At 50.5% G+C, this 15,223-nt stretch carries 6 protein-coding genes; 5 read left to right on the forward strand and 1 reads right to left on the reverse strand.

The window, feature by feature from the left end; all coding sequences use genetic code 11:
* Positions 1-4: 4 nt before the first annotated feature.
* Positions 5-1,567 (reverse strand): ABC transporter substrate-binding protein, encoded by a 1,563-nt coding sequence (locus tag CWC46_RS17615; RefSeq protein WP_021015233.1) that lies wholly within the window; start codon positions 1,565-1,567, stop codon positions 5-7.
* A 152-nt stretch (positions 1,568-1,719) separates the two neighbouring features.
* On the opposite strand from CWC46_RS17615, the gene CWC46_RS17620 reads away from it, so the two are divergent.
* The 5 genes from CWC46_RS17620 to CWC46_RS17640 all read left to right on the forward strand — a co-directional run bounded on the left by CWC46_RS17620 (position 1,720) and on the right by CWC46_RS17640 (position 15,181).
* A complete protein-coding gene (locus tag CWC46_RS17620; protein WP_021015232.1) occupies positions 1,720-2,604 on the forward strand; it encodes a LysR family transcriptional regulator in 885 nt (294 codons plus the stop codon).
* A gap of 435 nt (positions 2,605-3,039) precedes the next feature.
* Positions 3,040-3,732: an EAL domain-containing protein gene (locus CWC46_RS17625; RefSeq protein WP_021015231.1), complete on the forward strand. Its 693-nt coding sequence runs from the start codon at positions 3,040-3,042 to the stop codon at positions 3,730-3,732.
* A gap of 1,023 nt (positions 3,733-4,755) precedes the next feature.
* On the forward strand, positions 4,756-7,827 hold the full coding sequence (locus CWC46_RS17630; protein ID WP_021015230.1) for a non-ribosomal peptide synthetase: 3,072 nt from the start codon (positions 4,756-4,758) through the stop codon (positions 7,825-7,827).
* Positions 7,828-7,886: 59 nt separating this feature from the next.
* Positions 7,887-9,701 (forward strand): non-ribosomal peptide synthetase, encoded by a 1,815-nt coding sequence (locus tag CWC46_RS17635; protein WP_021015229.1) that lies wholly within the window; start codon positions 7,887-7,889, stop codon positions 9,699-9,701.
* A complete protein-coding gene (locus CWC46_RS17640) occupies positions 9,701-15,181 on the forward strand; it encodes a type I polyketide synthase (RefSeq protein WP_021015228.1) in 5,481 nt (1,826 codons plus the stop codon). Before CWC46_RS17635 ends, CWC46_RS17640 begins: the two co-directional genes overlap by 1 nt.
* Positions 15,182-15,223 lie beyond the last annotated feature (42 nt).

Raw genomic sequence — 15,223 nt, forward strand, 5'->3', positions numbered from 1 at the left:
CACACTACATATTTTCTTTTTTATGCACAAAATAGGGCAATGTATAGCCGTCTGTGCGGCCGGAATAGCTATATCCTTTCTTCATTGCCCAGGTATTGGACAGAAACAGTAAAGGGATAACCCCCTGCTCTTTCATGGCCAAATCGGTTGCCTGCTGTAGCAGTTTGTCGCGCTTAGTATCGTCGAGCGTAGCGCGCGCCTGATTCAGCAGTTTGTCAAATTCGGGATTGGAATAACGCCCACGGTTACCCTGCCCGGCATTCGGTCCAAAGGTTTCCAACAGCGGGCCGAGCACCCCGGAGGCTTCGCCGGTTTCAATCGCCGCGCCGCCCATCACCAGACTGAATTCCCGTTTGGACGCTTTGGCGAAATAGATACTGCCCGGCATGGTCACAACGCTGGTTTTAATCCCAACCTGAGTAAACATCTGCCCCAGCGCCTGAGCGATTTTGGCATCATTGGGGTAACGGTCATTGGAAGCATGGAACGTCAGCGTAAATCCATGCGGATACCCAGCTTCCGCCAGTTTCTTCTTCGCCAACGTCGGGTTATAAACCGGAGCCGGAATATCTTTTGAATACCCTGGATAACCGGGTGGCACCAACTGAGATGAAACCAGTCCCTGACCATCCAGAATACGTTGCACAATCGCATTACGATTAATGGCTAACGACATCGCCTGACGAACCAGCAGCTTCTTCAGCGGGTTTTTGCCATCATCACCTTTGGCAAACGGTGATACATCGCGGTCCTGATCCGGATGCAGGTACATGATGCGGTTGCCCGGTATCGAAACAGTGGTCAGGTTCTGTTGCCTGATAATGTTGCTTCTGTCAGCGGTAGGAACCTGTTCAATCATGTCAACGTCGCCAGACAGCAGTGCCGCAACGCGTGCGCTACTGTTTTTAAACACACGTAGAGTGACTTTCTTCCACTCGGCTTTGCCCCCCCAATATTGGTCGTTACGCTGCAAAACCACCTTGTCATCAGGGGTGTAGGAGACAAACTTGAACGGACCGGTCCCAATGACATCTTTACCGCTGTTCAGGACGTCGGTCGGTACATCGACAAAACGCGCGGGCATAATCGCGATGCGGCTTAAATTGTTCAGTAATAGTGCCGTAGGTGTTTTGGTCTTTATTTCTACGGTCAGCGGATCGATAGCTTTGGCGTCAGCAATATCCGCCACATACGGCGTATAGGCGCTAGGGCTATTTTTAGCCGCCAACGACACCCGTTTGAAACTGGCAATGACATCTTTAGCTGTCAGTGTGCTGCCATCGTGAAATTTGACGTTAGGCCGCAGCGTAAACCGCCAGGTGGTATCATCAATTTTTTTCCATGACACCGCCAATGCTGGCGTAATTTGTTGTCTTTCATTCTGATTAACCAACCCGTCAAAAATATTACGGGCCATCGCACTATTGGCGCCCCCTACGTAAAACAGCGGGTCCATAGAGGTGGTGGACGAAGCCAGTCCGATAGTCAAATCCGCAGCTTGAACCATTGGCAGAGGCAGCAGCGGTGCCAGAGCCATCAGGCTGGCAAATAGCGTTGTTCCTTTCATTCTGCATCCTTGTTATTTTCGTCATAATCGCGTTGTGTGACTCATGACAAACTGTACCTGCTCACTTTTTCGAGTGTAAGAGCTGGTAAAAATAATTAAAAATTGTATTTTGTATCGTACTCATAAATAAACGTTATGATTGGTAACATCTTATGCAACGTATCAACCTACGACAAGTCGAAGCATTTCATAAAGTGATCCTTACTGGCGGTATTACGCAAGCGGCCAATATCATGAATATTACGCAGCCAGCAGTGAGCCGTTTGATTAAAGATTTTGAATATTCGGTTAATCTGAAGTTATTCGATCGACATGGGCGAGGACTGGAGCCCCGGGAAGAAGCACTCAAACTTTTTCGTGAAATAGAAAGGCTCTATATGGGCATAGACCATATCGCTCACATCGCGGATGATATTCGTCACGCCAAAGGCGGCGTGCTGCGTATCGGTGCCGTGTCGGCATTGTCTAACCTATGTACCCGATACATTTTCCCTACCTTGTTGCAGCAACATCCCGACATCTCACTATTTATGGATGTAGAAAGTACCGTGTCCATCACCGATATGGTGATGAGTAGTCAATATGACGTCGGTTTTATCAATGGTACACGGGCTATAAAAGGATTACGGGCAGAATTACTGGGTGTCACTCAAGCAGTGGCAGTGATTTCACCACAACACGAACTTGCCCACGCAGACCAAATCACCCTGGATGATTTGACACGACACCGCGCCATCCTACCCGGGCGTAAAACGGTATTACGCGGACAGTTGGCCAAACTTATCTCGGCGGAAGATCGAGTCCTTCATTGTCCCATAGAGACGTCACTGCGACACTGTTGCGCTATGGCCTCATCCTGTCTGGGAATCGGCATTGTCGATTCCATAACCGCTCACACCAACGAGTCCAATATTCTGATCAAACCGTTTGAACCTAAAATAGATGTGGCCTATCTGGCCATCTTTCCACCCCAAAGTGCGAAAAGTTTACTGGTTGAAGCAATCATTGAAGACATGAAAAAACTCATCACTCTGTAACCTCAATACACCCGTTATAGTGAGTGCCTACTATTAAAAATAGCAGGCCTGATGAGATGGAGATGGGCACGTCTCACGGTCCGTCTGAACAGGCAGGCATTAAATATAATGAAGCTTAGTTTCAGACGATGACTCAGCATGAAAATGGTTGAAATCCCCAGACTGGAGAAAACCAAAGGCCACATCATGATCCTTTAGTGCTCGATATCAACGACATCTATTAATAATCTGCCAATAAACCGTAGTTATACTAAGATCATTCACATATCTACCCCAGCCATCAATCCGGCTACTTTTCACTACTTCTCAACGCTATAACCTATCAAACCATAAAAATTGATCGGTCAACTAATCACACTAATCAATCAATACATAGTTATTGATCGTTTTTATAGATTGATCAATAATGCTCAAAACATATCCAAGCAGGAAGCCATGGTGATTATCAATTCAGCCTTAAATAATAAAAAGCGCTATGTCATGGAGCCGATTTATAGCCGCCAGAACGAGCTGTTCGCTATGGAACTGCTTGCTCGATTTGATAATAGTCAGAATACAGAAAAATATATTCAGCAAATGAATAGTGTTGAAAAACAAGCACTATTTGTCGATAAGTTAGAGTGCATTGCAGAGAAGAAATCATATTTTATAGATAACAACATACTATTATCTATCGATGTCGACTTCTCAACAGTGGCATTTCTACTCCAGGATCTGCCCACAAAAAATTTACTGGATAAACTACCATTCATACGCCTGGAAATAAGTGAAAACTTTCCAAATCTTAATGATGGTAAACATAATCCATTGCTTACAAAACTACATGAATGCTACCCACTTTGGCTGGGTGATTTTGGCAGTGGAAACGCAAATCTTTATGCCGTCACTCAGTCTATATTTGATTATATTAAATTAGATAAGAATTTTTACCAGCAAATAATAAAACATGAAAAAAGCTATATATTGTCAGTCCTGATAGAAAGCATAAAAAAATACTGTTCTGGTGTCATTATTGAAGGCGTACAACATCATTCAGAATATTATTTTTTAGAAGAATGCGAAATAGATGGTATACAAGGCGATATTTACCCTAAATATACACTAGATGACATCAACTCATTAAAATAATGAGCATGCTAGTCATAGGACATATTTTATTTTTTAATTATCTATTCATTGTGCCATCACAGATGGTAAAGTCATAATCCAGAATGGATATGCGGTTTCTATCTTTATTTTTTCAAAACATTAGTTAATTTATGCACTACTACAAAGATATTGTATCTGGGCATAGACTATGCACACAACATAGTCTATCACATAAAGAGTGCCCTCCGTCTTGCCTTAAAAATTGCAACATATCTCATGGGTAATCCCACAAAAATGTTGTGCGTTACGAACCGGTTTTTAATCGTTTTATTAGCTGTCGAGCCGTAGTCAAAGTTATTTTCGCCTTAACAATAAAAATAGCTATAGACATCATATTTCAAGTTACAGATCTATTGGGTATAGAACAATTGATAGGCTCGCCATGAAATATCTTATTCAGGATAACATTACTGTCCATCGTGCCACATTGCATCAACAAAACCGCTTAAATTAAATAACAAATATCTCACAAAATAAGGTTAATTCAAATAAAACAAATTAAAATCAAATAGTTAAATATTTAAAATATAGAAAAGTCTCAAAGTGACACGTAATGATAGTTTTATATTGAAACCATTACAGCTTTTAGCTAGGTTAAATAGCAACCGGGCAATTATATATACCCAGGAATGCTTAAGCGATATTGACGGAGAGTTAAAGATTTATAGAAGAGAGCGACCATCGCTCCCCCTGGTATTAACTCAATTCATTGTTCGGGCAAGAGTCTGTCTAAACAGATTTGAACACATTTTAGAGAGTGGTTGTAGCAAACGAGATTCAGGGATAGATCGCACCATACTATCAACTCACCAGCAACTTGAATCGGTTGAATTGATTGGATTGGTTAGAACATAAATACCCTCATTTAAAAATGAGGACAAAATTTTTTCATTTTTATTATTCCTTTGGGTTTTAGTTTTAAATAGCTAGCCACTCTTCTTTTCAAGAACTTTTCCTGACGGGAAGCTGATGATTCCCTATGAATAATTCAGAGGTGAAGATATGGACAGCATAAATTACCTTATTTCTCAAAAAGTCACTTCCATTTCTCTTGCACGGCCGGAGAATACGGCCGTTATTTATGGGTCAAATAAATTAACCTATCGTCAGCTTGAGATACACACCACCCGCATTGCACACTATCTGGCTAGCCATTACCCAAAGAACAAGAATGGAAAAATAGCAATTTACCTTGAACCAGGGCTATATTTACCTGTCATTTTACTGTCAATAATGAAAGCCGGTTTTACATATATTCCACTTTCCCACTTTCACCCACTAGAAAGAATTAATACCATTATTGATGACTCCCTATCCTTTTTGATTATTACTACCAAGGATATTTATCAACGCGATAAACTGACCAACCTGGGAAAAAACACGCTATTCCTCGAAGACCTCATCGTTCTGCCGGAAGGCGCCATCACCGGTAATCTGCCGCAGGTCACCGCCGACGATCTGGCTTACATTCTGTACACTTCAGGTTCGACTGGCATCCCCAAAGGTGTTGCCATTGAACACGGCAACATGCGCTATTACCTGAACTGGTTCAACGAGGATCTGTGGCCGCTCACCCATGCATGCCTGCCGCTGACCTCCTCCCTAAGCTTCGCTGCGGCGGTCACCCAGCTTTATGCACCATTGCTGCGTGGCGATACACTGTACATTCTTCCCAAAGATATCCTGCATCACTATCCTGATCTGCTGAACTGGTATCAGCAACACCCTGACGGCGCGCTCTACTGCGTCCCAACCATCTGGGAAGAGCTGCTCAACTATACCCGCCAGCGTCGCGACATCGAATTACTGCGGCTGCCAAAAACGGTGTTCCTGTCTGGCGAAGCCGTATCCAACAATCTCAAGAACCGTACTTTTCGCGAAGTACCCGACATTCGCCTGTTCAACCTGTACGGCCCGACAGAAACCACCGCTAATGGCTCGTTCACTGAACTCTCGCCGCAACGGCCAGTCACCATCGGCAAAGCGTTGCGCGGCAGCGAGTTACTGATTGTGGACGAACAGTGCCAGCCGGTCATACCGGGCAAGGTAGGTGAAGTCTGCATTCTGGGTGATGGAGTGGCTCAAGGTTATATCAACCGCGACGCGCTGACCCGCGAGCGATTTTTTACTGTCGAGCGGCAAGGCCGTTCCTATCGGGCGCACCGCACCGGCGATCTGGGCAAAGTGCTTGACGACGGCGAGGTACTTTATCTCGGCCGCTGTGATCGGCAGGTCAAAATCAACGGTATACGCATTGAGCCGGAGGAGATTGAGCAAATACTGCAATGCCATGCAGGTATCGCCAAAGCAGTAGTACGCTGCGATGACAGCCTGACCACGCCACGACTGATCGCCTATCTGATCGCAGCCGGAGAACGTCTTACCCTGAAAGCGCTGCGTCAATATCTGGCTGAACGGTTGCCCGTCGCGATGATTCCCGGCAGTTTTATCTATCTGGACGCCATTCCCAAGCTGCCCAACGGCAAGCTGGATGTCAAACGCCTGCCGCCGCCATCCCCGCGGCGTCCGGCGCTGCAAACACCTTACGCCACTGCCACAAATAAGCTGGAACAGGAACTAATCGATATCTGGCAGGAAGTGCTGGGGATTGTCGATCCTGGCGCTAACGACAATTTTTTTGAGCTAGGCGGCAACTCGCTGCAAGTGATGCAAGTGCGCCGGCGTATCCGCCAGCAGTTGTATGCCGATATTGATCATGACTGTTTTTTCGCTAACCCAACACCGCGGGCACTGGCGGGCGTCGTCCCCTACTACTGCAATGACGAGAGTAACAGCGACGATGACAACAATGCCGAGCCCCGGCTATCCTCCCAGCAGCGCTACTTTCTGACGCTGGAACTGCTGAGTGAAAATCCCTGGGCGTATCAGATCTATTTCGCCATCGACATACGCGGCGATCTCAATGAAAACGCCATCAACCACAGTTTATCAAGGATCCTGGAGCAGAATGCCATTCTACGGACCCGCTTCGATCTCGACAGCGGCGACGGCTTCGGCGGTATTGCGCCTGCCGTCAAGGTCACTGTAGCGCGCCGCAAAGTGACCCTGCCCGACGCGCACCCGCTACGGGACAGCGTACTGCTGGAATTAGCGCGCGCCGAACCAGCAGAGTTCGAGCAACTGCCGATAGTGGACTTCCAGCTACTGGAACAAGCGCCACAGCACCACGTTTTACTAGGTAGAGTGCACCACACGCTGTTCGACCACGACGCTATCGCGCCGTTTTTCCACCAGTTCGTCAGCTACTATCGAGCATTTCTTGCTGGTGATACCGCTTACCGGATCAACTCGCCATGGCAGTACGCCGACTACTGTCGCCAGCAGACGTGTGAAGATACACCAGCACGGCGCCAACAGGAGCTAGCCTTCTGGCGTCAGACGTTAGCCGGCTATCGCCGTCAAGGCGCATTACCGCCGCAGGCTCTGCGGCCCACCGTGGCCGAGGGACGCAACTATCTGATCACATTGAGCACCGACATCAGCCACCAGCTACGGCATTTTTCCCGCCAACGCCAGGTAACACCGTTCATCACCCTGTTGACGTTGTTCAACCTATTATTACAGCAGCATACAGACTATCAACGGCGTCCCATCGGCATCCCAATCTCGGACCGCACCTCGCAAGACAACGCCGACATCATGGGCTGCTTCGTCAATATGACCAGTTTTTTTATGCCGATCGACAGCGGCGACACGCTGAAAAGCTTGCTGGAACGGTGCAAGAAACAGCTCTTTCCATTACTGGAACATCAGCACTTATCTTATCAGGATGTAGTTAACGCTTTGCGCAATACAGCAGATGAAACGCTGCTGCACTTTTCTGTCGGTTTTAATTATCTGACTGCACTACCGGAAAAGGAAAATAGCAACAGCTGTGAATTTAGCGTGAGCGAAATATATCACCAACAGGCAAGACTGGACATGACACTTTTAATTCAGGACGCCGACTGTTTCACGCTTTGTTTTAATTATAACCCGGGTATTTATCCGGAAGAAAATATCAAAAATCTGGCGAGAAAATATTGCGAACTATTATCCGAACTGCGCGCCTGATGATCATGCTCGCATAATCGTTATTGTTGCAAAATTAAAAATGGACAGAGGATCAGATCATGGAATCTGAGAAGACGCTTCACGCACAATTTATTGCGCAGAAAAATAAAACGCCCCACGCCATTGCTCTGAGATCGGATAAATCATTATTAACCTATCAAGAGCTGGATAGACACTCGACGGCGCTGGCGAGTTATCTGCTGGAACAGGGCGTAGTGCCTGGCGATAAAATCGGTGTGTACCTGTACAAGGGTTCCACGCTGGTTATCAGCCTGCTTGGCATCCTGAAAGCAGGCGCCTGTTATGTGCCACTTGACCCGTCTTACCCGCGGGATCGCCTACTGTACATGGTGCGCCACGCCGATGCTCGGGTCATCATCACCGAAACCGCTCTTGCCGCCAATCTGGAGGAAAACGAACGCCGTCTGATGGACATCTCCGCGCTGGATCTGGACGCACCCTGCGCCCCGGACTTACCACAGGTTGATGACAACGCGCTCTGCTATGTGATGTACACCTCCGGCTCTACCGGCCAGCCGAAAGGCGTTATGGTCAGGCACCGCACCGTCGTGAACTATCTGTTGTGGATGCAGGATGCCTTCGCACTTACGCCGCAGGATGTGGTACTAAACCAGTCTACGTTCAGCTTCGACGTGTCAGTATGGGAGATCTTCTGGCCGTTGATTATCGGCGCCAGCTGTGCGCTGATCGCCGACGACATGAAATATGACCCGGCGCTGCTGGCAGACTTCATGCAACAACATCAGGTTACCGTGGCCCAGTTTGTACCCACTGCGCTGCGCGTCATTGCCGCAGCGCAAGTGCTACCTTCCTGCCCCCGGCTTCAGCACCTTTTCTCCGGCGGTGAAGCACTAGACCAACAGTTGGTGAACGATCTATCTGCTCAGTTTAGTGGACATATTCACAACCTGTACGGGCCAACGGAAGCCACTATCTTTATCTGCCACTGGCTATGCCAACCCAGGGCAGATCTCACCATCGTGCCCATCGGTACGCCAATCCCCCACGCCCGTGCCTATGTGTTGGATGAGCATCGTCAACCACTGCCGCCGGGGGAAGCAGGCGAACTGTATCTGGCTGGCGACACCCTGGCGCTTGGCTATCTCAATGCGCCAGAACAGACCCAGGCCAGCTTTGTGCCTGATCCGTTTGTATCTGATAGTGCTGATCGCATGTATAAAACCGGTGATATCGTCCGGGCGCGGATGGATGGCGTGCTGGAGTTCATCGGCCGCGTCGACAGCCAGGTCAAACTGCGTGGTCACCGGGTTGAACTCAACGAAATCGAAGCCACTCTGCGCACCTTCAGCAAGTTGGCTAATGTGGTGGTGGCGCTGGAAACCGCTCAGGATACCCAGTCCCAAACATTAAACGCATTCTACGTTCTGCGGGAAAATGAAACGACCCATAACCAGGAATTAAAGGCGCACTTATCCAAATACCTGCCGTTTTATATGGTGCCATCCCACTTTATTGAGCTGAAAAAAATACCCACGTTACCAAACGGCAAAGTGGATAACGCTCATTTACGTCATTACCTTAAAAAAGGCGGAGGAAATATGTCTGAAAAGACCACAGTTCTCGGTAACGGTATTGAAACCGAGATTATAAAAATATGGAAACAGGTATTGGAGAATCAAAAACTTTCCGTACATGAAAACTTTTTTGATGCCGGCGGTAATTCATTATTGATGTCGAAAGTCCACAGGGAAATAAAAAAACACTTGGGAATTCCCATTTCAATTATGGAGCTGTTCCAGTACCCGACGGTAAAAACGTTGAGCAGCCATATTTCTAAAAAACACGCCAGCATCGCGGCCAGCCTGAAAACAGCTAAACAAGGAAGAGAATAATGGATAATCGTACCACTCTACGCGACAAGGATATCGCCATCATCGGCATGGCAGGCCGTTTTCCTGGTGCCAATGATGTCAATGCCTACTGGCGTAACCTGCTGGATGGTCTGGAAACCATCAGTGCCTTCAGCGAAGAAGAACTGCGTACTTCTGGCGTAGACGAGGAACAGATCGCTTCCCCCAACTATATCCGCCGCCGCGGTATTTTGGGTAACGCACAACACTTTGACGCCAATTTTTTCGACATCACGCCACGCGACGCTGAGATCATGGATCCCCAGCACCGCATCTTTCTGGAGTGCAGCTGGCACGCCTTTGAAGATGCCGGCTACGTGCCGTCCACCTATCCAGGCAAGGTCGGAGTATTTGGCGGTACCGGCACTGCCTGGCACCTCAACAAAGTAAACACCCACCCAGAGGTACAGAAGTACGCCAGCGGCGCATCTGTCGTCACCAACAACGACAAGGATTACGTCACCACCCGCGTCTCCTATAAACTAAATCTGAAAGGCCCGAGCGTTAACGTACAGAGCGCCTGCTCCACCGCGATGGTGGCTGTGGTCATGGGTATCAACAGCCTGCTAAATGGCGAAAGCGATCTGATTGTCGCCGGTGGCGTATCCATCGATACACCGGAACGTCGTGGTTATCAGTACATGCAGGGCGGAATGGAATCCGCCGACGGTCGCTGCTATGCCTTCGACGCCCGCGCTAACGGCACCGTATTCAGCCGCGGCGTCGGCGTGGTGATTCTCAAGCGCCTGAAAGATGCCCAGCGAGACGGCGACCACATCTACGCCGTGCTGAAAGGTGGCGCCATCAACAACGACGGTAGCTTGAAAGCAGGCTACACCGCACCAGGCATCGCCGGTCAGATCTCTGTCGTCAAAGCAGCGCTGGCCCGCGCCGAAGTAGACCCGGGCACTATCAGTTTTGTGGAAGCCCACGGCACTGCCACAGCGTTGGGCGATCCTATTGAATTCAGCTCCCTGAGCCAGACCTTTCAGGAATACACTGACAAAACCCAATACTGCCGATTGGGATCAGTCAAGACCAACATCGGTCACACCGATGCGGCCTCTGGCGCCGCTAGCCTGATCAAAGCCTCGTTGGCGCTGAAAAACGGCGTACTGCCGGCGTCACTGCACTATCAGTCACCAAACCCTAACATCGACTTTGAAAACAGCCCGTTCATCATGAACACTGAAACACACAGGTTGACGGCTGACGGCTCGCCGCTCCGGGCGTTAGTCAACTCGTTCGGCGTTGGCGGTACCAACGCCTGTGTTATTTTGGAAACCCCACCGGACGTAGCTATCAGCGATAGCACCGATGGTTATCTGGTGTTCCCCTTCTCCGCCAAAACACCCTCCGCGCTGGAAAACATGCGCGAAAATCTGAAGCAGTACCTGCAACAACACGAAGACGCTAACCTGGCAGATGTGGCCTACACCCTGCAAGTGGGACGCCAACACCTGACACATAGCTGCTGCACAGTGGCGCGCGATCGCGACACGCTGCTCAGTCGACTGTCGCAATCTGCCAGTGTCATCCCGCAGTTCAGCAAGAACAATAAGTCGGTGGTGTTCATGTTCCCTGGACAGGGCAACCAATACATCAACATGGCGCGCGAGCTATACGACACCTATTCGACGTTTCGCGACGCACTGGATCGCTGCTGTGCTTACCTACAGGACATCCTTGGCTGCAACTTGCTTGACATCATTTTCCAGAGCGACGACAGCACGGAAAAAGCGCGCATCAATGAAACCCAATACACCCAACCAGCGCTATTCGTGGTGGAATACAGTCTGGCTCAGCTATGGCTGTCATGGGATGTGAAGCCGGACATGATGATCGGCCACAGTGTCGGCGAATATGTGGCAGCCTGTATCGCTGGCGTATTCTCGCTAGAAGATGCGCTCACCGCAGTGGCGCTGCGCGGCAAATTGGTACAGCAACTGCCAGCTGGCGCCATGCTGGCAGTACTGATGGAAGAAGAAGCACTACATGAGCGCCTGCAAGGTACCAAGTTGGAGCTCGCCGCCGCCAACTATCCGGGCCTGTGCGTTATCGCTGGCGAGCTGGATGAGATCGAAATATTCCAGAATGCACTGGAAGACGACGACATTTTCTGCAAACACCTGGATACCTCTCACGCGTTCCACTCCTACATGATGGAGCCGATATTGGACGACTTCCGTAAAGTGATCGAAAAAATCACCTTCCACGCGCCCACCATTCCGTTCGTCTCTACCCTGACTGGAGACTGGATCACTGACAGCCAGGCCCAGGATCGCGACTACTGGGTCAAACACGTGCGACAGCCGGTACTGTTTACCCATGCCTTCAAAACGCTGATTGCCGAAGAGCATCACGATTTCGTCTTCCTGGAAGTCGGCCCCGGCCGCTCACTGGAATCCGCCGCCAAACAGCACATCAAAGCGGTTGAGAATCCATCCATCTTCGCTTCGCTGCCTACCGCCAGGGATGTGGCTCTCAGCGGCGAACAGTTGCTGACCACACTCGGCAACCTGTGGTGCAGCGGTGTCTCCATCGACTGGTCCCGCTACTACGCCGGCCAGCGTCGCCTGCGACTATCACTGCCGGGCTATCCGTTCGAACGCAAAGAATTCAAACTACCGGCAATACGGCAGGACGCCCAGGGCGGGCTGAACAACCGCTTGCTCAATACCCGTAAGCGCAAACAGGCGGACGTCGGCAACTGGTTCTACATGCCCACTTGGCGACGCACCATACCGGCGAAATACATGGCCGGCAAGCGCCCCGACCGCGACAATGACTGCTGGCTGATTTTTGCCGATGACCACGGCATCGCCGATGAAATGCGCGCGCAACTGACCAATGACGGCTATCAGGTGATGACGGTTACCGCTGGCGGTCGCTATCAGGAACGGGACAACGCGTTCGTCATCAATCCCGACGACAGCGCCGATTACATCGTACTGCTCAGAAGTGTCAAAAAGAGCGGTCGCCGCCCGAATCGCATCCTGCATCTGTGGAATCTGTCGGATAGTACCGCCGCCCCCCGCTTCGTTGATCGTTACCATGATTTCCAGGTCAATGCGTTTTACAGCCCACTGTACCTGCAACAAGCACTGGTTGGTGAAAATCTGCTGGAAGGCCTGCACCTGCTGTTCGCCGCCAACAACATCTTCAGCGTGGCGGATGAAACCATCCGTGCGCCAGAGAAAGCACTGCTTACTGGCCCGGCACGGGTGTTCTACCACGAATACCCGGAAGTGCACTGCCATCTGGTGGATGTCGATCTCGACGCGCCACGCACTGAAGTGGCCCGCCGGCTGATCGACGAAAGCCACATCGCCACCGACGGCAATCTGATCGCCATCCGTCGCCACAACCGCTGGGAAGAGGATTACCAGCAAGTTCCGCTGGCTCATGACGACAGCGGTAAACCGATCGCTATCCGCGACGACGGTGTCTATCTGATTACCGGCGGACTGGGTGGGCTGGGTATGCTGCTAGCCAGCTATCTGTCCGATATCAGCAACGCCTCACTAATTCTGACTTACCGCACAGCGCTGCCACCGCGCGAAGCGTGGCAGCAGTGGCTACAACAACACCCGGTAGATGATTACACCAGCGAGAAAATCGCCGGGATTCTGAGGCTGGAACAGCACGGCAATCAGGTCCACCTACTGAATGTAGACGTGTGCGACTACGAGGGTATGAAGGCCGGACTGTCTGCTTTCCCACATATTAACGGCGTGTTCCACACCGCCGGTATCGCCGGTGGCGGTATCATCCCACTGAAGAATGCCGCCGACTGCGCTGGCGTGCTGGATCCGAAGGTCATCGGTTCACTGATTCTGGACGACTTGCTGTCCGACCAGGCGCCGGAATTTTTCATTCTGTTCTCGTCGATCACCTCCATCGTCGGCGATATCGCACGTATCGACTACTGCTCCGGCAATGCTTTCATGGACGTGTTCTCCCACTACCGCAACCAGCTCCGCCCAGGCCACACCGTCTCTATCAACTGGGGCAAATGGGGTGACATCGGCATGGCGGTGCGTTGGACCAAACAGCTCATCGAAAAGAAGAAAAACAGCAAGACCACTACATTCGAAGAACGTACCGGTGATTTGCTGACGCTGATTGAAAGCGCAGGCGCGCAGGAGACGTTCCGCATCAATTTGTCAGTCAATCAGGACTGGGTGATCGACGAACACCAACTGTCGCACACCCCAGCGCTGGTCGGGACCACTATCCTTTCAATGCTGTACGAATACCTGACCGTGTTCAAACCACATGAGGATCTACAGGTCAAGAGCCTGATGCTGACCACACCGGTAATCTACCATCACGCCTGGCCACGGGAGATGCGGCTGTTCGTCACTGATGAGGGCAACGGTTACAAATTTAGTCTAAAGAGTCGCGGCCTGCTGGAACTGGATTGGCAGGAGCACGCGCTGGGCAACATCCGCCACAGTGATGAAGTAGAGACACATTACGCCACTGCGGAAACACTGCGCCAGCGTTGTAGTACCCTCTACCCGCACCAGCCGATGGCACTCCACATCGGCAGCGCTACCACCGGCGAGGAGTTCCTTACCTTTGGCAAACGCTGGGACAACCACTGCGAACTACGACAGAATGGCACCGAATGGCTGATCCACAAGGTATTGCCGGAAACGTTCAGTGCCGACCTACAACGCTATGCGTTCCACCCAGCGATGATCGACTCGGCGGCCATTACCTGTCTGATACACTTCACGCAAGACAACTTTCTGCCCATCAGCTATGGCCGGATTACCTTCCACGCACCGCTGGGACAGACATGTTACGTGCATCTTCAGTTACATCAACCTTATCAGTTGCAGGATAGCTCCATCGTTATGGACATCGTGTTCTTCAGCGAGCAGGGCGAACGCCTGCTGACGCTGGAAAACTACACCTTGATCAAAATGACGCAGGGCAACCAGGTGGTCGACTCTCAGACCAAACAGGCCGACGCAGTCAAAGTAAATCTACGCGATAAAGATATCCTGTTTTCTGAAGGCCTCGACGCCATCAAACGCCAACTGGCGCATCTGGAATTCCCTCAGTTGGTGGTGGTGACCAGCGATCTACATCAGTTGATCTACGAAGCCATCCCCGAACAAGAAGAGGAGAACACGGAAGAGGATACCGCTGACGTCACCGACGCTCACTCTCGTCCAGTGCTATCAGTGGAATATGTCGCGCCGGAAAACGATATCGAGAAGGAAATCGCCAGGGTGTGGCAGTCCACCCTGGGCATCTCCGGCATCGGCGTGATCGACAGCTTCACCGAGCTGGGCGGTAACTCCCTGCTGGCGGTGCAGGTAGTGTCAATCGTGTCCGGCATTTTCGAGATCGATATCCGCGTTGACCTGTTCTATCAGGATCAGACCATCAAAGGCATGGCCAATCTGATCGTCAAAGAACTGGAAGGCGTGCTGGAAGGCGAGTAAGTCAGCACCGCGCCATGGCTCCAGTATGGAGCCATGGCCGTA

Source organism: Prodigiosinella confusarubida, from assembly GCF_002847015.1.
Taxonomy (GTDB): Bacteria; Pseudomonadota; Gammaproteobacteria; order Enterobacterales; family Enterobacteriaceae; genus Prodigiosinella; species Prodigiosinella aquatilis.